This window comes from Novosphingobium sp. PhB57 (genome assembly GCF_004342985.1).
Taxonomy (GTDB): Bacteria; Pseudomonadota; Alphaproteobacteria; order Sphingomonadales; family Sphingomonadaceae; genus Novosphingobium.
In genome coordinates this window covers 37,574-58,559 of sequence record NZ_SMBO01000002.1, presented here as the reverse complement: position 1 = coordinate 58,559, position 20,986 = coordinate 37,574, and the positions used below count along the sequence as shown (strand labels likewise).

Genomic DNA, 20,986 nt, shown 5'->3' with positions numbered 1-20,986 from the left:
TCCGGCATACCCTCGGAAGTGCTGCAAATCGCCTGCGTGCGCCGGCCCGATCCCGCAGGCGGCATGGCTAAGTGGCGACGTTCTGCCCCTTCAAGGTTAATCTGCAGCTAACACTGTGGATTTTCACCCCTGTTTTCGATGAGCCGAGACTTGCGGGGGGCTGGAGGGGGTGCCACATTCCTCCGCATAATGGTTCACGACCGGCATGCCTCGTCGCGAAACGACGCCCCCAGCGGGGTGAAGGCGGTGCTCGGTCCCACGAATACCGGCAAGACTCACCTCGCGATAGAGCGTCTCTGCGCCCATTCCAGCGGTGCCATCGGCTTTCCGCTCCGCCTCCTTGCGCGCGAAGTCTATGACCGGGTTTGCAAGATCAAGGGTGAGAAGAGCGTCGCCCTGATCACCGGCGAAGAGCGGATCGAGCCCAAGGACGCGCGCTACTTGCTCTGCACGGTGGAAGCCATGCCGGTGACGGAGCGCAGCCTGGCCTTCATCGCCATAGACGAAGCGCAGCTTTCCGCAGACCGCGAACGCGGCCACGTCTTCACCGACCGCCTGCTCCATGCCCGCGGCCGGGAGGAGACGATGATCCTGGGCTCCTCCACGCTCGAACCCATGGTGAAAGCGCTGGTCCCCGGCGTCGAAGTGGTCACCCGGCCGCGCTTCTCCACCCTCACCCATGCCGGCGCCAGAAAGCTCTCGCGCATTCCGCCGCGCAGCGCGATCGTCGCCTTTTCCGCGGAGCAGGTTTACGCCATTGCCGAAATGCTGCGCCGTTTCCGGGGCGGCGCGGCCGTGGTCATGGGCGCGCTCAGCCCGCAGACCCGCAATGCCCAGGTCGCACTCTATCAATCTGGGGAGGTAGACTATCTCGTCGCCACCGATGCCATCGGCATGGGCCTCAACCTCGACGTGGAGCATGTCGCCTTCGCCGGTCTCTCCAAGTTCGATGGCCAGCGGCACCGGCGACTCACGACCTCGGAAATGGCCCAGATCGCCGGGCGCGCCGGGCGCCACCAGACGGACGGCACTTTCGGCACCCTCACCGGGTCCGGCGGACACGATTCCGAGTTCGAGCCCGACGAAGTCTATGCGATCGAGGAACATCGCTTCCCGCCGCTGACCAAGCTGTTCTGGCGTGATCCCGAACCCCGGTTCGACAGCGTCGCCACCCTGATCGCCGATCTGGAGACTCCGCCCGACCGGGACGGCCTGGTGCTGGCGCCCGAAGCCATCGACCTGGCCGTGCTCAAGCGCCTTGCCGATGACGGCACGGTCATGGACAGCCTGCACGGACACGCCATGGTCCGCCGTTTCTGGGAAGTCTGCCGCCTGCCGGACTTCCGCCAGCAGGGCGTGGAAACGCATTCGCGCTTCGTCGCGCGGCTCTGGCAGGATCTGCGCAGCGGTGAACTCGGCGCTGACTACATGGCCCAGCAGATCGCCAGGCTGGACCTGACCGGCGGCGATATCGACACCCTGCAGGGCCGCATCGCCGCCATTCGCTCCTGGGCCTATATCGCCCAGCGGCCGGACTGGGTGCTGGCCCGCGACGAAATGGCTGCACGCGCACGCGCGGTCGAGGCTCGCCTTTCCGATGCTCTCCATGGCAAACTCACCGAACGATTCATCAACCGCAGGACGGCTGTGCTCATGAAGAAACTCGGCCCCGATGCCGGACTGCTCTCGGTCCGCCTCGAAGACGAGGAAGTGCTGGTCGAAGGCGAGCATATCGGCTCCCTCCACGGCTTCGCCTTCCAGGTCGATCCTGCAGCCCGGCTGTCCGACCGCAAGCTCCTGCTGGCCGCGGCCGAACGGCACCTGCCGGGCCTTCTCCAGTCTCGCGCCGATGCCCTGACCGCCGCCGTGCACGAAGGCGTGGCGCCGCTGGCGCTCGAGAACGGCGCACTGAACTGGGAAGGCGCGCGCATCGCCGCCCTCACCCCCGGCCGCTCGCTGCTTGCACCGGTGCTTGTGCCGGACCGGTTGCTCGACGCGGTTCCCGCCCCTGCCCGCAAGGCGCTGGTCGCAGCGCTCGAGACCTGGGTGGAAAGCGCGCTCGAACCGCTGGCTCCGCTGGCCAAGCTGGACGAGGCAAGCCGTTCCGAGGATGCCGGACCGGACTTGCGCGCCCTGCTGATCACCCTGGTCGATCGCGGCGGCATGATCGCGCGCGAGGATTCGGGCGTCGACCGGCTCGACAAGGGCCGCCGCACTCTTCTGGCCAAGCTGGGGGTTCGCGTGGGCGCGCTGGATCTGTTCGTGCCGGCCATGCTGCGGCCCGCGCCCATCGCACTCTGGCGGCAACTGGCGCGGATCACCGGCCATTCCGTGCCCGGCGGCGAACCGGACGCTGCCATGCCGCCGACGATGGATGCCACCAAGCGCCACAAGGCACCCGGCTACAGGAACCTCGGCAAGCAGCTGGTCCGACTGGATATCGTGGAAAAGCTTCTGCGCGAGGCGCACGAGGCCCGTGTCGGCAGCGACAGCAGCGGCAATCGCGGGCCGTCGCGCTCGTTCTCGATCGATCCCGCAAGGGCCGTGTCCATGGGACTCACCACGGGCAGCTATGCACGGCTGCTGCGCTTCGGCGGGTTCCAGGCGATGATGCCCCGGCCCCTGGCGGAAGGCGCGCACGGACCGCTCGCGCCGGTGCGCTGGCGCTGGCGTCCGCCGCGGCGCCAGGCCGAGGAAGTTCGCGAGGTACCCCAGCGCACGGACGGCGCCTTCGCGGCGCTGGGCGAACTGCTGGGCAGATAGCGGGGAGGAAGAGCGCGGATGAGGATCGACAAGCTTCTCTGGTTCCTGCGCCTCACCAGGACGCGTCCCCTGGCCCAGGCACTGGCGGAAGACGGCCATATCCGGCTCAACAGCCGCCGGGTCGAGCGGGCGCATCAGAAGGTGGCGGTCGGCGATGTTCTCACCCTGCCGACAGCTCAGGGCGTGCAGGTGATAGAAATCCTTTGCCTTCCGGAGCGCCGAGGCCCTGCCCCAGAAGCGCAAGCCTGCTACAGAGTGCTTGACGCGGGGGCAGATGTTCCCATAGCAGCGGCCAACCGAAACGAGGCCTTCTAAGAGGAATACGCAGCCATGACCTATGTCGTCACCGACAATTGCATCCGGTGCAAGTACATGGATTGCGTCGAAGTCTGTCCGGTGGACTGCTTCTACGAAGGCGAGAACATGCTGGTCATCAACCCCAGCGAGTGCATCGACTGCGGCGTCTGTGAACCGGAATGCCCCGCCGAAGCGATCCTGCCCGATACCGAGAGCGGCCTTGAGCAATGGCTCGAGCTGAACGCCAAGTATTCGGCCGAATGGCCCAACCTCACCACCAAGAAGGACGCGCCGGAAGACGCGGACGCGATGCGCGGCGAGGAAGGCAAGCTGGAAAAATATTTCTCCCCGGAGCCCGGCGAGGGCGACTGATCGGCCTTGGGAAACCTCCGGCTTTCCGCCGGGTTTCCCCCAAGGCAGAGGCACTTGGCGGGTCGAAATGACCCGCACCGGCACATCCTGAGGCGAGCGACGGTTAAACGTTAGCTCGCCTCTGGTAATTTTGTCACATCGGTGCTATATAATCCGACAACTGCCCGGGCCCTCTGCCCGTTCGGCAGGCATTTTCATTGCGAGGCAGGGTTCGAAAAGCAAACGGCTGGGAGAGTTATCTGACCGGGCGGCGGAGAGGCTATTGTCCTTTCCACGTCGCATCCACCCGGGTTTCTCTCACCGTAAGTATGGCAACGGACCACTGCAGGTGAAAGGACGATACATGGCAACCAGGGCCGATGCCTTCGATGTTGGAGATTACGTCGTTTACCCTAAGCACGGCGTAGGTCGTGTCATCGAGCTCCAGAAGCAGGAAATTGCCGGGATGCAGCTCGATCTTTATGTTCTGCGCTTCGAAAAAGAGCGCATGACTCTTCGGGTTCCCGTCAACAAGGTCGAATCGATCGGCATGCGCAAGCTGTCGTCCGACAAGACCCTGCGTGAAGCTCTCGATACGCTCAAGGGCAAACCCAAGGTAAAGCGCACCATGTGGTCGCGCCGCGCCCAGGAATACGAAGCCAAGATCAACTCGGGCGACCTCGTGTCGATCGCCGAAGTGACTCGCGACCTGTTCCGCGCCGACGATCAGCCGGAGCAGAGCTATTCGGAACGTCAGATCTTCGAAGCGGCTTCGTCGCGCCTGGCCCGCGAACTCGCGGCGATGGAAAAGACCGACGAGCCGGCGGCTCTGAAGAAGATCCTCGCGATCCTCAACGAATACGCTCCCAAGTATTACGAGAGCGCTGAAGCAGTCTGATCAGACGCAGCGCAGATCGCACGCAAAGGGGCCGCTTCCACACCGGAAGCGGCCCCTTTCGCTTGTGGTCACCTGTGAGCAGTCGTCGCTTGACGGGTCGGTGTCGACTGCCCGGCCGGATGTTCGTGTTCGCCCAGATGTTCATTGCCCGGAAACCCGCTTCGTGACAGGTTCCGCGGCACGATGAACCCACGCACCCTGCTCAAGCTCGCCCCTTCGCTTTCGGCCCCCTCGCTTCTGGCACCCGCCGCCGCGCTGCTCCTTACCGGCTGTCTCAGCACGGCCGGGAAGATCGTGACCGCACCGGTGCGCATCGCGGGCTCTGCCGTGGACGCGGTCACGACCAGCCAGTCCGAAGCCGACGAAAAGCGCGGCCGCCAGATGCGCGAACAGGAAGAGAAGCTGGGCAAGATGCAGCGCCAGTACCAGAAGCACTTGCGCCAGTGCGACCAGGGCGACCGCCAGGCCTGCAACAAGGCCCGCGATGACTATGCCGACATGCAGTATCTGATGCCCGGCGCCGTACCGCAGCGCCGCTGAACCGCCAGTGCCGACACGTTTTACCGGATCCGATCGGCGATGACGTGTCTCAGGCCGCGGCCCGGCTCAATCGATCGTTGATCGCCGCGCCAACACCGTCCTGCGGAATCGGCGCGACGGCTATGCGCGCTTGACTCGCGGCCGCGCCCTCATGCAGCAAGGCATAGAGCCGCGAGGCCGCCTCGATCACATCGCCCGAGGCCGAAAGGCTTGCCTCGCCGGCGACATTGCCGAAGCCGATATGGAATTCGTCCTCCGCCGCGGTCTCGGCATTCAGCCGCACCGGCTTGCCCGGCGCATAGTGACTGGCGAGCTGCCCCGGGGCCTCGATCTCCTGTGACGTCACGGCGTCGCAGTCGGCGCCGAGAATGGCGCGTATGGCCTCCTGCGGAATCGGACCCGGCCTCAGAACCTGCCAACGCCCGTCATCGCGCAGCGCAATGATGGTCGATTCCACACCGGCCTCGCAAGCCCCGCCATCCAGCACCGCATCCACATTGGCACCCAGCGAGGCAACCACATGCTCCGCGCGCGTCGGACTCACGCCGCCGCTTCGGTTCGCGGAAGGACCCGCGAGCGGCAGCCCGGATTCGGCAAGGACGGCGCGCATCAGGGGATGCGCCGGGCAGCGCAGCGCCACCGTCGGCAGCCCTGCGGTGACGGCGGGGGCAACCTCCGCACCTTCGCGCAAGGGCAGCACCAGAGTGAGGGCACCCGGCCAGAAGGCAGCGGCGAGCTTCTCCGCGCGCGCATCGAGAACTGCAAGACGGTGCGCCGCAGCAAGATCCGCGACATGGACGATCAGCGGATTGAAGCTTGGGCGACCCTTGGCGCGATAGATCGCCGCCACCGAGGCATCCCGGTCGGCACGGGCCATGAGGCCATAGACCGTCTCGGTGGGAACGGCGACCAGTCCGCCACCGCGCAGCAGCTCGGCGGCGCGCGCGACACCGGCCACGCCGGCCGCCAGAAGTTCGGGTCGAAGGTTGCGCTCCATACTCCGCCGCTATAGCCCACGCCCCCGAAAGCCAAGAAAAACCGCGCAGAGGATGCTTCCGAATGACCTACACGCCCCCCAGCACCGACCAGATCCTGGCCTTGCGGGTCAATGCCGGCCTGGACGAACTCGCGGCGCATGAGCGCTTCTCCGCGGCCAGTCCCGACCTTGTCGAAGCCATCGTGGAGGGCGCGGGCGCCTTTGCCGCCGGCGAATGGGCCCCGCTCAACCGCAAGGGCGACACCGAGGGCGCGCGCCTCTCCGATGGCAGGGTCGTGCTGCCCGATGGCTTTGCGCAGGCCTATCGCGCTTTCGTGGATGCCGGATGGAACGCCATCGCCGCACCGGAAGAATTCGGCGGACAGGGCCTGCCTCTCTCCTTGGCGATGGCCGCGATGGAGTGCCTCGGCAGTGCCAACATGGGCTTCTCGCTTCTGCCGATGCTGACCCTTGGCGCGATCGAAGCCGTGATTCATCACGGCACCGAAGCGCAGCAGGCCATGTACCTGCCGAATGTCGTCAGCGGGAAATGGTCGGCGACGATGAACCTCACCGAACCGCAGGCCGGATCCGACGTCGGCGCCCTGCGCACCACCGCCACGCCCATTGCGGATGGCCCGCATAAGGGCAAGTATCGCATCGCCGGACAGAAGATCTTCATCACCTGGGGCGAGCACGATCTGGCCGAGAACATCGTCCACCTCGTTCTGGCCCGCACGCCCGGCGCGCCGGCCGGGTCGCGTGGTATCTCGCTCTTCATCGTGCCGAAGTTCCACGTGGAACATGACGGGTCGCTCGGTGCCCGAAACGACCTGAAGGTCGTCAGCATTGAGCACAAGCTCGGCATCCATGCCTCCCCCACATGCGTGATGAGTTACGGCGACAACGGCGAGTGCATCGGCGAACTGATCGGGCGCGAGAACGAGGGCCTTCGCTGCATGTTCACGATGATGAACAACGCCCGGGTCAACGTCGGCGCTCAAGGCGTCCAGATCGCGGAACGCGCCATGCAGCAAGCGATGGCCTACGCTACGGATCGCATTCAATCCGCCCGCGCCGGATCGGCCGACAAGCAGCCCGTCGCCATCGTCGAGCACCCGGACGTCCGCCGCATGCTCCTGCGGATGCGGGCGCTTACCGAAGGCGGCCGCGCCCTGCTCTACTATGCGGCCGGCCAGCTCGATCGCGGGTCCCTGGATGACGAAGCCGCGCGGTTGCGGGCGGAGCTGCTGGTGCCGATGGTCAAGGCCTGGTGCACCGACATGGGCGTCGAGGTCGCCAGCATCGGCGTGCAGGTCCACGGCGGCATGGGCTTCATCGAGGAGACCGGCGCCGCCCAGCACTACCGGGACGCCCGCATCTCCCCGATCTACGAAGGCACCAACGGCATCCAGGCCGCAGACCTCGTGACTCGCAAACTCGCTCTCGAAGGCGGCCAGGTCCTGTTCTCGCTGATGGAGGAGATCCAGGCCTATGCCACCGGAGGCGACTGCCTCTCGCTACAGGAACTTGCCGAATGCTGCCGCCAGACGGCAGAGCATCTCATCGGCGCACCCCAAGGAGACGAGCGCGCCGATAGCCGATCCCTCGATAACCGACTCGGTGCCAGCGTACCCTTGCTGGCCGGCTGCGCCATCGCCGTGGCCGCCTGGCAGCTTCACCGGCAGGCTGACGCCCTGCCCTCCGCAGGCCTGTCCAATGCCTTTGCCAAGCGGAAAAAGGTGGTCGCGCGATACTTTATCGAGCATCTGGTGCCCGAAGCCATGGGCTACCTCGCCCAGGCCCAGAAGGGTGCGAGCCTTCTCTACGAACTGACGAGCGAAGAACTGACAGCATGACCGACCAGATCGAAGTCCTCAGCCGCATTGCCGAAGCCCTTGAACGCCTGGCACCGCCCGCCGCCGCGCAAGTCGACTGGCTGGCCCATCCCGCCTATGTCTGGACCGGGGCGGAAGCACGCGGCGTTCCCGAACTGCTCGCGCCGCCGCTCGATCTTCTGCGAGGCATCGATTCCCAGAAGGAGCGCGTGGTCGGCAATGTCGAGCGCCTCGCCGCCGGCTACGCGGCGCACGACATGCTGCTCTGGGGGTCGCGCGGTATGGGCAAGTCCGCGGTGATGCGCGCCGCCATCCGCGCTGCCCAGGCTGCCCATCCCGGCCGCATCGCGCTGGTGCAGGTGGCCCAGGAAGCCCTGCACGGGGTGTCCGCTCTCTTCGCCCTGCTGGGGAAAGTGGACCGCCAGTTCCTCGTCTTCATCGACGATCTCGGCTTCGAGGAGCATGATGGCGCCGGCCCGCGCCTGCTGCGCTCCTGGCTGGAAGGCGGGGTGGAAGCCCGGCCGAACAATGTCCGCCTTGCCGTCACCGCCAACCGCCGCGCGATCGTCTCGCGCTCGATGTCGGAGCAGGATGACCCGATCAACCCGCGCGATGTCGTGGACGACCGGCTCGCTCTGGCCGACCGCTTCGGACTCTCGATCGGCTTCCATAACTGCGACCAGCCCTCCTACCTCGCGATCATCGCCGGCTATACCGATCAGTTCGGGCTGGCCTTCGACGAGCATGACGCGCTGGAATGGTCGCGCCGCCGTGGCGCCCGTTCGGGCCGCGTGGCCTGGCAGTACGTAACCGAAGTCGCCGGCCGGGCCGGCAAGATCGTCTGAGCAAGGGGTCCGGGCGGCCCCGGCGCGGACAGCATCCGGATGCCTGAATAGCGGCTCTCAGGCCCTGGCTCCGGCCTCACGTACCGATCTACAAAAAAGGGGACCCGAAGGTCCCTTTTTCCTTGTCAGTGGCCCGCAGGCAGCATCTTGTCCGGTCCTTTGGTGAACCCGGCTTCGAGGTTGCCGGTAGCGCCGGGAACCGTGGGATCCTTGATCTCTTCCAGCGGCTTCATGTGTTCGGTCTCCACCGCCTTGATCGCTGCCGAAGGCGCCGCTCCGGGCGCCTGCACCCGCCAGACCACGCCTGCGGTATCGTCCGTGACGAGCAGGCTGCCGGTCTTGTCAAAGGCCAGCCAGGTGGGGCGGCCGCGCGTATGCGACGCGTCTTTCAGGAAGCCCGAGAGCACGGGGATGGGCTTCACATCCTGCGGATTGCCATTGGCATCGAAGGGCACGAAGACCACATCGTAGCCCACCGCCGGACGGCGATTCCAGGAACCGTGGCGAGCGACGAAGGCGCCATTGGCAAACTTGCTGCCCATGCGGTTTCCGCCGCCGGCGAAGACCATACCGAGCACGCTGGCATGCGCGCCCATCGCGTATTCCGGCTTGCGGGTATATTCGAGCATGTAAGTCTGCATCGGCCACTGCACGCGTTCGTCGAACGTCGTCTTCCAGTAGACCCAGGGCCAGCCATACTGCGCACCCACCGGCACGTTGGTCAGATAATCGGGCACGAGGTCCGGGCCGAGCATGTCGCGCTCCTGCACGGTCGCCCACAGCTCTCCGGTAGATGGATTCCAGCCAAGGCCGTTGGGATTGCGCATGCCGGCCGCGAACTGGCGGCGGCGGGCGGTGTCGATGTCGATCTCCCAGATCGCGGCGCGGCCCGTTTCCGCTTCCATGCCATCATCGGCGATATTGCTGGCCGAACCGACCGTGACGTAGAGATGCTTGCCATCCTGGCTGAGCAGCAGGTTGCGCATCCAGTGGTTTCCGGCCGGTGGCAGATCCATCATCGTGCGCAGCGGCTTGCCGTCCAGCTTGGTGGCGCCGGGCTGGAAGGCGAATTCGAGAACCTTGTCGTGATTGGCGATGTAGAGTTTGCCGTTCTGGTAGGCCATGCCCGAGGGCGAATGCATGTCGGCGGCACGGAAATCGAAACGCTGTTCCGCCTTGCCATCGCCGTCCGCATCGCGCAGCAGAACGATCTTGTCGGGCGAGGCCTCACCGGCGCCCACCTTGTTGAACATCCAGCCCATCACCATGCCGGTCACGCCCTTGGGCTTGTTGCCGGCGGGCGCATTGGTTTCCGCCACCAGCACGTCGCCATTGGGCAGAGTGAGCATGGTGCGGGGATGGTCGAGACCTTCGGCGAAGCGGGCCACGGCCAGCCCCTGCCCTGCCTTGGGCGCCTCGTTGGCAGCCCAGCCCACGGGCTCCAGCAGCTTGACGCTGGGAATCCATTGCGGGTCCGGCTCGACCAGCTTGGGATCCTTGCCCACCGTGTCGTCGAACGGGAGGTCGGATGTGTTGGAGTACTGGGACCAGGCGATCACGCCGACGACGGCGAGAATGACCACGACGAGGGCCAGGGCGACTTTCGTGAGAATGGAGCGCATGCCCCTGAAATAAGCCGGTCCCGCCTATGCGGCAACAGGGACTTGGAGTAACGGAAGGGTCATGTACGACTTTGCTCCCCGGGGCGATCAGCCCAAGCCCGAACTCTATGCAGACCTCACCTCGGCCGCGAAGGCCCTGGTGGAAGGCGAACCGGACGGCGTGGCCAACATGGCCAACGTTGCGGCGCTGATTTGGCAGTTCCTGCCCGAGCTGAACTGGGCGGGATTCTATCGCAATATCGCGGACGAGCTGGTGCTCGGTCCTTTCGTGGGCAAGCCCGCCTGCATCCGCATCCCCTTGGGCCGAGGCGTCTGCGGTACGGCGGCGGCCAGCGGCGAGACTCAAGTCGTTCCCGATGTCCATGCTTTCCCCGGCCATATCGCCTGCGATGCCGACAGCCGCTCCGAGCTGGTGGTCCCAGTCATTCGCGATGGCAAAGTCGTGGCGGTGATCGACCTCGACAGCCCGATTGCCAATCGCTTCGACCGCGAGGATGCCGAAGGCATCGAAGCGCTCGCGGCCATCATCGCATCTTCGATCTGATTCCTGCCGTCTCTCGACGGGATTGATTCTTGCCGTCTCACGCCGGGGCTTTTTCCTGCCGTCTCTCGACGGGACTGGCCGGCCAGAGCGGGAAGCTTGGCCTTTCGCGGCTCATGGTGCTAAACAGTCCGTTAACAGACGCGGCTAATGCCCATGATCCCGTGAAAAGGCCCAGCGAATGCGTAAGACCCTCAGCACCGCGAGTCTCGCCCTTGCCCTGCTTTCCAGCACCTCGGTTGCCTTTGCCGCCGACGACCAGGCCGGCGCGGATTATCTTCGGGGCACGCCGCAGGGCTCTTCCGCCGGCACCCACGCGATTCGCTACGAATTCGACCCCGCCCAGCGCGATGCCTGGCTGGCCGATTGCCATGGCAAGGTCGCAGAGAGCCGCCGGCCCCGCTCGGGAACCTACCGTGAAAACCAGGGCGCCAGCGGCGAGTGCGAAGCGTATCTCGACGACTATCTCGCCCGCTATCGGCAGGGTCAGGTCGCGGTGCCGGTCTATGGCTATGCGGCTCCCGGCTATGCTTACGTCTATCCAGCTCAGTCGATGCGGATGGTATCGATCCCCGTAATCCAGGCCATCGACGGACGCGGCGAACCTATCGCTTATGCCGAGGAAGCCGGCGTTCGCCCCGCTCGCCGAACGATCCCGCGCCGCAATCCCGCCGCGGCCGAGGCTTCCGGCGAGGTTTACGAAGCGCAATAAGCCAAAGAAAAGCGGCGCCCGAACCGAGGTTCAGGCGCCGCCCAATCTTTCCGAAACCGGCCGCTCAGATAGATCCGCCGGTGAGGCGCTGGCAGATCAGGTCGAGCTGGTCGAGCGTGGCATAGCGGATCGTTACCGTGCCGGACTTGGGATCGGCATCGGCGTTGATCTTCACCGGCAACCCCAGAAATTCCTCAAGGTGGCTCTGCACCGCGACGATGTCGGCATCCTCATGCGGATTGCGAGCAGTGCGCGCCCGGCGCGGAGCAACGTCTCCGCGCGCCTTCTTGCGAACCAGCTTCTCGATCTCGCGCACTGACATCTGCTTGGTGATCGCGGCGTCGGCGATCTCCTCGGCATCGTCGCAACCGATGAGCGCTCGGGCGTGGCCCATGGACAGGCTGCCCTTCTCGACCATCGAGATCACTCCGTCCGGCAGCGCGAGCAGGCGCTGGAAGTTGGCGACATGGCTGCGGCTCTTGTCGACCATGCGGGCGATCTCGGCCTGAGTCATGCCCTCGAATTCCGCCAGGCGGTTATAGGCCCGCGCTTCCTCGATCGGGTTGAGGTCTTCGCGCTGCAGGTTCTCGATCAGGGCCAGTGCCATGACCTCGCGCTCGGTAAGCTCCCGCACCAGCGCAGGAATCTCGTGGAGCTGCGCCTTCTGCGCCGCGCGCCAGCGACGCTCGCCTGCGACCAGCTGGTACCGGCCGTTGTCCATCGGCCGCACGATGATCGGCTGAATCACACCGCGATGGGCGATCGAGGCTGCCAGCTCTTCCAGCGCCTCCTCGTCGAAAATCCGACGGGGCTGATCCGGGTGCGGGGTGATGTCGGCGATGGCCAGGACGGCAAGCCCCCCTGCCCGCGGTAAACCGCTATGACCTTCCGACAGGCCGGAAGCGGCCAGAGGTTCCTCGCGGCGGGTCTCGCCCAGCAGGGCACCCAGACCTCGTCCAAGGCCCTTCGGTTTCGCCTTCGAGGCAGAGGCCGAGGGTCCGGGCGCGGCCGATTCCTGAGCGGTCGGATCCTTGACGTGGCGTATGCTGAGGCGGACGATCGATTTGTCGTTCATGCCGCTTTCCTCTTCTCGGGCAGTCGGGTGATAAGTTCGCGCGCCAGGGCCATGTAGGCGCGGCTACCGGCGCAGGCATGATCGTAGATCAAGGCGGGCACGCCGTGACTAGGCGCTTCGGAAAGGCGCACATTGCGCGGAATGGTAGTCTCGAAAACGAGCTGGCCCAGGCACGAGCGGACGTCTTCGGAGACCTGATCGGTCAGGCGGTTGCGCCGATCGAACATGGTCAGCGCAATGCCGATGATGCCAAGGTCCGGATTGAACCGCTGCTGCACCCGCTCCACCGTCTGGAGCAACTGGCTAAGTCCTTCCAGCGCAAAGAACTCGCACTGAAGCGGCACCAGCAGGGTATCGGCCGCCGTGAGCGCATTGAGCGTCAGCAAACCCAGCGAAGGCGGGCAGTCGATCAGGCAGACGTCGTAACCCAGGTCGACCCGCAGCGCCGAACGGAGACGGTTGGCGCGGTCGTCCGCGTTCACCAGTTCCACTTCGGCACCGGAGAGATCGACAGTGGCTGCCAGCAGATCGAGGCCGGGAATGCTGGTGGGCATGACGCAATCGGCTACCCGTGCGCGGTCGACCAGCACTTCGTAGGAAGTGCGTTCCCGATCGGAGGCCGAAACGCCGATTCCCGTCGAGGCATTGCCTTGCGGATCGAGGTCGATCAGCAGGGTATTCCAGCCAGTCGCAGCAAGCGCGGTCGCGACGTTGATCGCGGTCGTGGTCTTTCCAACCCCGCCCTTCTGGTTGGCGATAGCGATACGGATCACTTGGTCATACCCTTCCTGTCGGCCAGCTTACCGACAATGATGCCTGCATGCGGGTCCGTCAGGGACTGTTCCACGTGGAACATGTGCCGCCACTTGCGAAGGTCTTCCAGTTCTTGCTTTGCCGACCGCCCTTTGGGCAACAGCCAAACCGTGTCGCTTGTGGAAAAACGTGCGGAAATTGTCAGAAGTTTTTCAAGGGGCGCAAAAGCGCGCGCGGAAATCACGCTTGCGGGGAAGCTCTCGACGAGTTCGAGACGTTGCCCGGCGATACGCGCATTATCCAGTCCCATGGCCACGCGCGCCCGATCGAGCCACTCGACTCGCCGCGTGCGCGATTCGACCATGACCACTTCGCACTCGGGTCTCAGCGCCGCGATGACGAGGCCGGGGAAACCGGCGCCGGTACCAAGGTCGATCCACGGGGAAGATGTTTCACGTGAAACATAAGGGAGAAGCTGCGCGCTATCGACGATATGCCGCAGCCAGACCTGCTCCAGGCTCGCAGCGGAAACGAGGTTCTGCTGGCGGTTCTCCTCGATCAGCATGGCGATCAAGGTCTCCAGGCGAACCCAGGCGTCCTCATCGCATTCGGGCAGTTTCCGCAGCCATTCGCGTGCTTCGTCTTCCGTCGTGATCATGCCGCCTCCCTGCGGGCATGGACCAGCAGCGCCGCCAGCGCTGCCGGAGTGATTCCGGGGATCCGCCCGGCCGCTGCGAGACTCGCTGGCCTGGCCTGGCTCAACCTCTCGACCATCTCTCGCGAGAGGCCGGGAATGTCGGCATATGGAAAATCATCGGGCAACGTCAGGCCCTCGCTGGCCCGAAGGTCGCGTAGTTCGCGTTCCTGCCGTTCGAGGTAAGGCGCGTAAGCCGCGTCCTCCACCATCTCCTCGATCAAGTCCGCGTCTTCCAGCAGGGCCGGATCAAGCCAGGGGGAAAGGCCAGCCACATCGACTCCGCCGAACCGCAGCCACTCGCGAATAGGAAGTCGCCCGACATCCGCGCGCACCGGGAGACCGGCCTGCGCCAGTTCATGCCCGGTCACTTCGATGCCGAATGCCGTGTCCACTTTGGCCCGATCCTCAAGCCGCCGTTCGAACCATGCCTTGCGCTCCGGGCCGGCTGCACCGATCTGGATGGCCAGCGGAGTCAGCCGTGTCAAGGCATTGTTCGCGCGAAGACGGAGGCGATACTCGGCCCGCGCCGTGAGCATGCGATAGGGCTCGCTCACGCCGTGAAGGGTGAGATCGTCGATCATCACCGCCATGTAGCTGTTGGCCCGGTCCAGCGCCGGGGCCTCGCGTCCAAGCACATCCGCAGCGGCATGCATCCCGGCGACAAGGCCCTGCGCGGCGGCTTCTTCGTAGCCGGTCGTGCCATTGATCTGGCCGGCGCAGTAGAGCCCCGGCATGTCACGCAGTTCCAGACTCGTGCGAAGCGCCCGGGGGTCGATGTGGTCGTACTCAACGGCGTAGCCGGGAACGACCATCTCCACCCGCTCCAGGCCTTCCATGGTGCGCAGCATCGCAAGCTGCACATCCGCCGGAAGCGAGGTGCTCACGCCGTTCGGATAGACCAGCGGGCTATCGAGACCTTCCGGCTCCAGGAATATCTGATGCCCGTCGCGATCGGCGAAGCGGTGAATCTTGTCCTCGATCGAGGGGCAGTAGCGCGGACCGGAAGCACCGATCGCGCCGGTGAACAGCGGGGAGCGATGGAGGTTCTCGCGGATCACGTCATGGGTGCGCGGGTTTGTCCGCGTGATGGCGCAGAAGACTTGCGGAACCTTGCGTCGCCGCGCCGCGCCGTCCTTGGGCACCATGGCCGACATCGTCCAGTCCTCGCCATCGGAAGGCTGCTCGTCGAGCCGGCCCCAATCGATGGTGCGGCCATCGAGACGCGGCGGTGTTCCCGTCTTGAGTCGCGCCATCGGCAAGGCGGCGTCGCGCATCTGTGCTGCCAGACGCTGCGCGGAAGACTCGCCGATGCGACCGCCGGTGAGCCGTTCTTCGCCCCGGAACAAAGTGCCGCCAAGGAAAGTACCCGTGCAGAGAATCACGGCACGCGCGGCGACCTTCGTGCCGTCACCCAGCTCGATGCCGACCACCCTGCCCTGTTCGATAACGAGCGCCGCTGCCTCGCCGCCGATCAGGGTGAGATCGCCCTGCTGCTGCAGCAGGTCATGGATAGCCGCCCGAAACAGCTTGCGATCGGCCTGGACCCGTGGGCCCTGAACCGCGCTGCCTTTCGAGCGGTTCAGCATGCGGTAATGGATGGCAGCCGCATCGGCGGCGCGCGCGATGAGACCATCGAAGGCATCGACCTCGCGCACGAGGTGCCCCTTGCCCAACCCGCCGATGGCAGGGTTGCAGCTCATGGCCCCCACCGCATCGAGATCGAAGCTCACCAGAGCGACACGCGCGCCCATACGCGCGGCAACCGCCGCCGCCTCGCAGCCGGCATGGCCGCCGCCGATCACGATCACATCAAAGGAATGCATGGACGATGCGCTTAGCCGAAGCGACGAGTCCCGTCAAAGTCGTTAAAAGTGTTTCACGTGGAACATCGCTATTTGCCGATGCAGAAACGGCCGAACAGCGCGTCGAGCATGTCTTCGGTGGTGGCGCGCCCGATCAGGGTATCGAAGGCAACGCGCGCCAGCCGCAGCGACTCTGCAACCAGCAAAGGATCGCGCTCAAGGACCGCCATGGCCAAAGCCCGCTCCGCTTCGGCCACCAGAGCATGCTGCCGCCGGTTGAGCGCTGCCTCACCCGGCTTCGGCATGGCAACGGAAGCGGTCGCCACTAGGTCGTGCCGCAGCGCTTCCAGCCCCTCACCTGTCACTGCGGACACCCGGTGACGCGGTGCCTGCTTCTGTTCCACGTGGAACAAGTCCTCTTGCGCCGCGATCTCCCAAGCCGCTTCAGGGGCCTCCCCTTCCGGTCCCAGCCAGAGCACGAGGTCGGCTTTGTCCAACGCTGCCAGAGCGCGCGAAATGCCGATGGCCTCGATCTCATCGCCGGTCTCGTCGCGAAGACCTGCGGTGTCGCCGAACAGGAAAGGTATGCCGCCGAGGGACACGGCGCGGGTCAGGACGTCACGCGTCGTTCCGGACAGCGGCGAGGTGATGGCGGCTTCGTCTTCCACCAATGCATTGAAGAGCGTGCTCTTCCCCGCATTGGGCGGTCCGGCCAGGACGACGCGAAAGCCTTCGCGCAGCGCTTCCGCGCGCGGCCGGGACATCCATGCCAGAAGTTCGCCGCGGAGACCTTCGAGGCGCTGGATGAAGTCGGCCGGCAGATCGGACACGTCGTCTTCGTCGCCAAAGTCGAGCACGGCTTCTACGGAAGCCGATGCCCTGAGCACATGGTCACGCCATAGCTCCACCTGCCGCGAGAAAGCGCCGCCAGCCATGGCGAGCGCCGAGCGGCGCTGCAGTTCGTTTTCTGCCGAAAGCAGATCGGCCAGCCCTTCCGCTTCGGCGAGATCGATCCGGCCATTGGCAAATGCACGCCGCGTGAATTCGCCTGGCACGGCGCGGCGCAAGCCGGGAATCTCCGCAAGAGCCGTCTCCACGGCCGAAACCACGGCCCTTCCCCCATGCAGATGGAGTTCGGCCAGATCCTCTCCCGTTGCCGTGCGAGGCCCCGGAAACCAGAGAACGAGTGCCTGGTCGAGAACCGCTCCGGTCCCGTCGCGCAAGGGACGGTAGCTGGCATGGCGAGCCTGCGGCAGCGATCCGCTCAAGGCTTCCAGTGCCGCTCCGGCGCGCGGCCCGCTGATGCGGACGACGCCGATGGCAGCCGGTGGCGCGCCGCTGGAGAGCGCGAAGATCGTGTCTTGGATGTCTTGAGCCATGAGCAACGCGCTACAGGAGCGCGGGCGAGAGGTGAACCCCGCCTGGCATCATGCGCCCTCGGCTGCGATCGCTCAGTCGGTCTTCTTGGGCTTGGTGCCGCCGGTGGCGCCGCTCATGGCCATGGCCGCGCCGCTTTCCATCAACTGCTGGAACAGCTTGAGCCCGTATTGGCCCATGGGGGCAACCTGCTTGGTCAGTTCCTGAAGCTGGTCGAAATTGCCGACGCCCTGCATCGCCTTGGCCAGCGCATCGACATAGACGTCGTTCGCCTTGGTGACGTCAGGCAGACCGAGGAACCGCCTTGCCTCTTCAGGCGAGCATTCGACCTCGACATTGACCTTCATCACGGCCTCCCATCTGGAATTTCTGCATCCTGCCTGACACATGGCGTTGGCAAAGTCCATCGCTCGTGCCTAACCTCCCGGCAACGTCTGACCGGGCCAAAAGGCTGCCAGGCCCCTCTTCCGCAGGAGACACCCATGACCAATATCGAAATCCCGACTCTCGACGGTGACGGCATGATCCCGGCCTATGTCGCCCGTCCCGAAGGCACCCCGCGCGGCGCCATCATCGTCCAGCAGGAGATCTTCGGGGTCGATGCCGGTATTCGCCGCAAGGCCGATGGCTGGGCCGCCAAGGGCTACCTCGCCGTCGCGCCCGACAGCTTCTGGCGCCAGAAGCCCGGCATCGAACTCAGCCCCTATGTCGAGGAAGAATTCAAGCAGGCCATCGGCCACATGTCTGCGCACGATTTCGATCTTGGCATTCGCGACATCGAAGCGGTGATCCACTGGATCCGCCGCGAGGAAGGCGTGCCGAAAGTCGGCCTCGTCGGATTCTGCATGGGCGGCCGTATCGCCTACATGGTGGCGGCGCGCACCGACATCGATGCTTCGGTGGGCTACTATGGTGTGATGATCGACCAGATGCTGGGCGAAAAGCACGCCATCGCCCGCCCGCTCATGCTGCACATCCCGATGGCCGACCATTTCGTGGACGCGGCCGCGCAGAAGGCCATCCACGACGGTCTCGACGACCATCCCCGCGTCACCTTGTGGGACTACGAGGGCCTCGACCATGGCTTCGCCGCCGAGATCGGTGCACGCCGCGACGAGGCCGGCGCGGAACTGGCGGACGGCCGAACCGAGGCGTTCTTCGCGGAGCATGTCGGCTAAGCCGATGACGGTTGCCCCGCGCTACGCCGTGCCGCTTGCGGTCGTGATTCTCACGGCTGCCTGCTGGCTGGTTCCATCGTGGCGCTGGGCGCTGATCCTGATGGTGCCGGTCCTGCTGTTGACCGTCTGGGACTTCCTGCAGAACCGGCATGCCTTGCGGCGGAACTACCCGCTGATCGCGCGGGTCCGATGGCTCTTCGAAGACTTGCGCCCTTACTTGCGGGCCTATCTGGTGGAAGGCGACCGCGAAGGCCGGCCCTTCACCATCGAGGAGCGCGGTCTGGTCTATGCCCGTGCCAAGGGCGATGTCTCGTCTCACCCGATGGGCACCGAACTGGATGTCTATTCGGAAGAATACGAATGGCTCGGCCACTCTATCGCCCCTAACGAAAAAGCCCCTGAATCCTGGCGCGTGAAGATCGGCGGAGACCAATGCGCCAAGCCCTATGAAAGCGCCCTGCTCAACATTTCCGCCATGAGCTTCGGCTCGCTTTCGGCCAATGCCATCGAAGCCCTGAACAAGGGCGCGGCCATGGGCGGTTTCGCACATGACACCGGCGAAGGTTCGATCAGCCGCTACCATCGGACTTATGGCGGTGACCTGATCTGGGAACTCGGCAGCGGGTATTTCGGCTGTCGCCACAAGGACGGCAGCTTCGATCCCGAACTCTTCGCGCGGCAGGCGCAGGACGATCAGGTCAAGATGGTGGAGATCAAGCTGAGTCAGGGCGCCAAGCCGGGCCACGGCGGTGTACTTCCCGGACCCAAGGTCACGCCCGAAATTGCCGAGGCCCGCAAGGTCGAAGTCGGAGAGGACTGCCTCTCCCCCGCCGCCCATTCGGCCTTCTCCACCCCGATCGAATTGCTCCAGTGGCTGGAGCAGCTGCGCGAACTGTCCGGCGGCAAGCCCGCGGGCATGAAGCTGTGCGTGGGGCAGCCCCATGAAGTCATGGCGCTTATCAAGGCGATGCTGGAAACCGGTATCACCCCGGATTTCATCGTCGTCGACGGCGCCGAGGGCGGCACGGGTGCAGCCCCGCAGGAATTGACCGACAATGTCGGCATGCCGATGCGCGAAGGCCTGACCCTGATGCGCAACGCCCTGGTCGGCGCGAACCTCAAGCACCGGGTGCGGCTCGGCGCCTCGGGGAAGATTCACTCCGGCGCCGGCATGGCCCGCGCCTTTGCCCTCGGCGCGGACTGGTGCAATGCCGCGCGGGCATTCATGTTCTCGCTGGGCTGCGTCCAGTCGATGAAGTGCCACACCGGCGAATGCCCGACCGGCGTGGCCACCCAGGTTGCCTGGCGCCAGCGCGGCCTCGTGGTCGAGGACAAGGCAGAGCGAGTCATGCGTTTCCAGAGCGAGACCCTGAAGTCCCTGCGCGAGATCGTGGTGGCCATGGGCTACGACGACCCCTGGGGCCTCAGCCAGCACGACATGTACCAGCGCATAGACAGCGCCAAGGCGGGGCCGCTCGATGAGGTCTACCGCTTCCTCAAGCCGGGCGAACTGCTCGCCGACCCCGAATCCACCCCATACGCCCGCGCCTGGCGCGTCTCGCGCGCGGACACGTTCAGAAGAATCTTCTGATCGCCCTCTTCAAGGACCTGACGACATGACCACCGGATACAGGATGATCGCCCGCACGCACGGCGGTCCCGAAGTGATCGAGCGGGAAGATTTCGACGTTCCCTCCCCCGGCCCCAGCGAAGTGCTGATCGAAACCGAGGCGGTGGGGCTCAACTTCATCGATACGTACTACCGCAAAGGTCTTTACGCCGATCCGCTGCCGATCAAGCTGGGCTCCGAAAGCGTCGGCCGGATCGTCGCGCTGGGTGACGGCGTTTCGGAATTCTCCATCGGAGAACGCGTGGGCACGACTCATGCGGGTGGTGCTTATGCCAGCCACCGCCTGATCAAGGCCGCGCAGGCGATGCGCATTCCCGAAGCGATCGCTCCCGAGATCGCGGCCGCCGTCATGCTCAAGGGCCTGACCGCCTGCTATCTGGCAGAGGACACTTTCCCGGCCGACAAGGGCCACGTCGCCCTGGTGCATTCCGCGGCGGGCGGAGTCGGTTCGCTGCTGGTCCCTTGGCTGCTCGACCGCGGCGTGACCGTCATCGCCCACACCGGCAGCGCCGAGAAGGCGGCGCAAGTGCCGGGCGATCATGTGCTCCACTGCCCCTTCGCGGAACTGCCCGAAGCCGTACGGGACATCACCCGGGGCGAGATGTGCCATGTCGTCTATGACGGCGTCGGCGCAGAATCGTGGACGGCCTCGCTCGCGTCACTGCGCAAGCGCGGCTTCATGGTAACTTACGGCAATGCCTCGGGCCCGGTACCCCCGATCGCGCCGCTGGAGCTTATGAAGGCCGGATCGATCTATCTCACGCGCCCGACTCTGGCCGATTACGTCGCCACGCCCGAACAGCTGGCGATCAGCGCAAAGAAACTGTTCGACCGCATCGGCAAAGGAATCCTGAAGCCGCACATCGGGCAGACGTTCCGCCTGGAAGAGGCCGCAGAAGCGCATCGCGCGCTGGAATCGAGGGCAACCACCGGTTCCACCATCCTGGTGCCCTGACAAGGCTCCACGGCCGATCCTGGGTCCGTAAGGCCCGACCTCTCGACGGTCACCCCAAGGCGGCAGGAAACCGGACAGCGCACTCAATGCCCCAGAACGGAAAAGGACCCGGAAGGCAGAAGCCTCCGGGTCCTTT

At 65.5% G+C, this 20,986-nt stretch carries 20 protein-coding genes; 12 read left to right on the top strand and 8 right to left on the bottom strand.

Annotated features, from left to right (window positions below; all coding sequences use genetic code 11):
* Positions 1-189: 189 nt before the first annotated feature.
* The 5 genes from EDF58_RS07945 (at position 190) to EDF58_RS07925 (ending at position 4,849) form a co-directional block, all read left to right on the top strand.
* On the top strand, positions 190-2,763 hold the full coding sequence (locus EDF58_RS07945) for a helicase-related protein (protein WP_132264322.1): 2,574 nt from the start codon (positions 190-192) through the stop codon (positions 2,761-2,763).
* A gap of 18 nt (positions 2,764-2,781) precedes the next feature.
* Positions 2,782-3,078 carry an RNA-binding S4 domain-containing protein gene (locus tag EDF58_RS07940; RefSeq protein WP_132264321.1) on the top strand — a complete coding sequence of 99 codons (297 nt, stop codon included), beginning with the start codon at positions 2,782-2,784 and terminating at the stop codon, positions 3,076-3,078.
* 15 nt (positions 3,079-3,093) lie between these two features.
* Complete coding sequence (gene fdxA / locus EDF58_RS07935) at positions 3,094-3,432, top strand: ferredoxin FdxA (RefSeq protein ID WP_021234860.1); 339 nt, start codon at positions 3,094-3,096, stop codon at positions 3,430-3,432.
* Between the two features lie 343 nt (positions 3,433-3,775).
* On the top strand, positions 3,776-4,309 hold the full coding sequence (locus EDF58_RS07930) for a CarD family transcriptional regulator (RefSeq protein WP_054442043.1): 534 nt from the start codon (positions 3,776-3,778) through the stop codon (positions 4,307-4,309).
* A gap of 183 nt (positions 4,310-4,492) precedes the next feature.
* The gene (locus EDF58_RS07925; RefSeq protein ID WP_132264319.1) at positions 4,493-4,849 is read left to right on the top strand and encodes a DUF6726 family protein; all 357 of its coding nucleotides are present in this window, start codon (positions 4,493-4,495) and stop codon (positions 4,847-4,849) included.
* 49 nt (positions 4,850-4,898) lie between these two features.
* Here EDF58_RS07925 and EDF58_RS07920 read toward each other — a convergent pair whose 3' ends face one another.
* Positions 4,899-5,846 carry an L-threonylcarbamoyladenylate synthase gene (locus EDF58_RS07920; RefSeq protein WP_132264317.1) on the bottom strand — a complete coding sequence of 316 codons (948 nt, stop codon included), beginning with the start codon at positions 5,844-5,846 and terminating at the stop codon, positions 4,899-4,901.
* A 62-nt stretch (positions 5,847-5,908) separates the two neighbouring features.
* On the opposite strand from EDF58_RS07920, the gene EDF58_RS07915 reads away from it, so the two are divergent.
* Both EDF58_RS07915 and EDF58_RS07910 read left to right on the top strand, forming a co-directional pair.
* Complete coding sequence (locus EDF58_RS07915) at positions 5,909-7,684, top strand: acyl-CoA dehydrogenase (protein WP_132264316.1); 1,776 nt, start codon at positions 5,909-5,911, stop codon at positions 7,682-7,684.
* Positions 7,681-8,508, top strand: coding sequence for a DUF815 domain-containing protein (locus tag EDF58_RS07910; RefSeq protein ID WP_132264314.1), 828 nt, complete (start codon positions 7,681-7,683; stop codon positions 8,506-8,508). Before EDF58_RS07915 ends, EDF58_RS07910 begins: the two co-directional genes overlap by 4 nt.
* Before the next feature lie 125 nt (positions 8,509-8,633).
* Here the strand turns inward: EDF58_RS07910 and EDF58_RS07905 are convergent, their stop codons facing one another.
* Positions 8,634-10,130: a PQQ-dependent sugar dehydrogenase gene (locus tag EDF58_RS07905; protein WP_132264312.1), complete on the bottom strand. Its 1,497-nt coding sequence runs from the start codon at positions 10,128-10,130 to the stop codon at positions 8,634-8,636.
* 61 nt (positions 10,131-10,191) lie between these two features.
* Between EDF58_RS07905 and EDF58_RS07900 the strand changes: the two genes are divergently transcribed.
* Positions 10,192-10,674 carry a GAF domain-containing protein gene (locus tag EDF58_RS07900; RefSeq protein ID WP_132264310.1) on the top strand — a complete coding sequence of 161 codons (483 nt, stop codon included), beginning with the start codon at positions 10,192-10,194 and terminating at the stop codon, positions 10,672-10,674.
* A gap of 178 nt (positions 10,675-10,852) precedes the next feature.
* Positions 10,853-11,383, top strand: coding sequence for a hypothetical protein (locus EDF58_RS07895; RefSeq protein WP_132264308.1), 531 nt, complete (start codon positions 10,853-10,855; stop codon positions 11,381-11,383).
* Between the two features lie 64 nt (positions 11,384-11,447).
* Here EDF58_RS07895 and EDF58_RS07890 read toward each other — a convergent pair whose 3' ends face one another.
* The 6 genes from EDF58_RS07890 to EDF58_RS07865 form a co-directional block, all read right to left on the bottom strand.
* A complete protein-coding gene (locus EDF58_RS07890; protein ID WP_132264306.1) occupies positions 11,448-12,458 on the bottom strand; it encodes a ParB/RepB/Spo0J family partition protein in 1,011 nt (336 codons plus the stop codon).
* Positions 12,455-13,231, bottom strand: a complete 777-nt coding sequence (locus tag EDF58_RS07885) for an AAA family ATPase (protein ID WP_132264304.1) — start codon at positions 13,229-13,231, stop codon at positions 12,455-12,457. Before EDF58_RS07885 ends, EDF58_RS07890 begins: the two co-directional genes overlap by 4 nt.
* Positions 13,228-13,869, bottom strand: a complete 642-nt coding sequence (gene rsmG, locus EDF58_RS07880) for a 16S rRNA (guanine(527)-N(7))-methyltransferase RsmG (RefSeq protein ID WP_132264302.1) — start codon at positions 13,867-13,869, stop codon at positions 13,228-13,230. The genes EDF58_RS07885 and rsmG overlap by 4 nt, the downstream gene beginning before the upstream one ends.
* Complete coding sequence (gene mnmG, locus EDF58_RS07875; protein ID WP_132264301.1) at positions 13,866-15,731, bottom strand: tRNA uridine-5-carboxymethylaminomethyl(34) synthesis enzyme MnmG; 1,866 nt, start codon at positions 15,729-15,731, stop codon at positions 13,866-13,868. Before mnmG ends, rsmG begins: the two co-directional genes overlap by 4 nt.
* A gap of 68 nt (positions 15,732-15,799) precedes the next feature.
* Entirely contained in the window at positions 15,800-17,089 is a 1,290-nt protein-coding gene (mnmE, locus tag EDF58_RS07870; protein ID WP_243654128.1) for a tRNA uridine-5-carboxymethylaminomethyl(34) synthesis GTPase MnmE, read from the bottom strand.
* A 72-nt stretch (positions 17,090-17,161) separates the two neighbouring features.
* Positions 17,162-17,434, bottom strand: coding sequence for a DUF6489 family protein (locus EDF58_RS07865; protein WP_132264299.1), 273 nt, complete (start codon positions 17,432-17,434; stop codon positions 17,162-17,164).
* Between the two features lie 135 nt (positions 17,435-17,569).
* Here EDF58_RS07865 and EDF58_RS07860 point away from each other — a divergent pair, with 135 nt between their 5' ends.
* The 3 genes from EDF58_RS07860 to EDF58_RS07850 are packed head-to-tail and all read left to right on the top strand — an operon-like array spanning position 17,570 to position 20,850.
* On the top strand, positions 17,570-18,265 hold the full coding sequence (locus EDF58_RS07860; protein WP_132264297.1) for a dienelactone hydrolase family protein: 696 nt from the start codon (positions 17,570-17,572) through the stop codon (positions 18,263-18,265).
* Positions 18,266-18,269: 4 nt separating this feature from the next.
* Positions 18,270-19,856, top strand: a complete 1,587-nt coding sequence (locus EDF58_RS07855) for an FMN-binding glutamate synthase family protein (RefSeq protein WP_132265258.1) — start codon at positions 18,270-18,272, stop codon at positions 19,854-19,856.
* Between the two features lie 25 nt (positions 19,857-19,881).
* Positions 19,882-20,850, top strand: a complete 969-nt coding sequence (locus EDF58_RS07850) for a quinone oxidoreductase (protein ID WP_207912872.1) — start codon at positions 19,882-19,884, stop codon at positions 20,848-20,850.
* Positions 20,851-20,986: the final 136 nt, after the last annotated feature.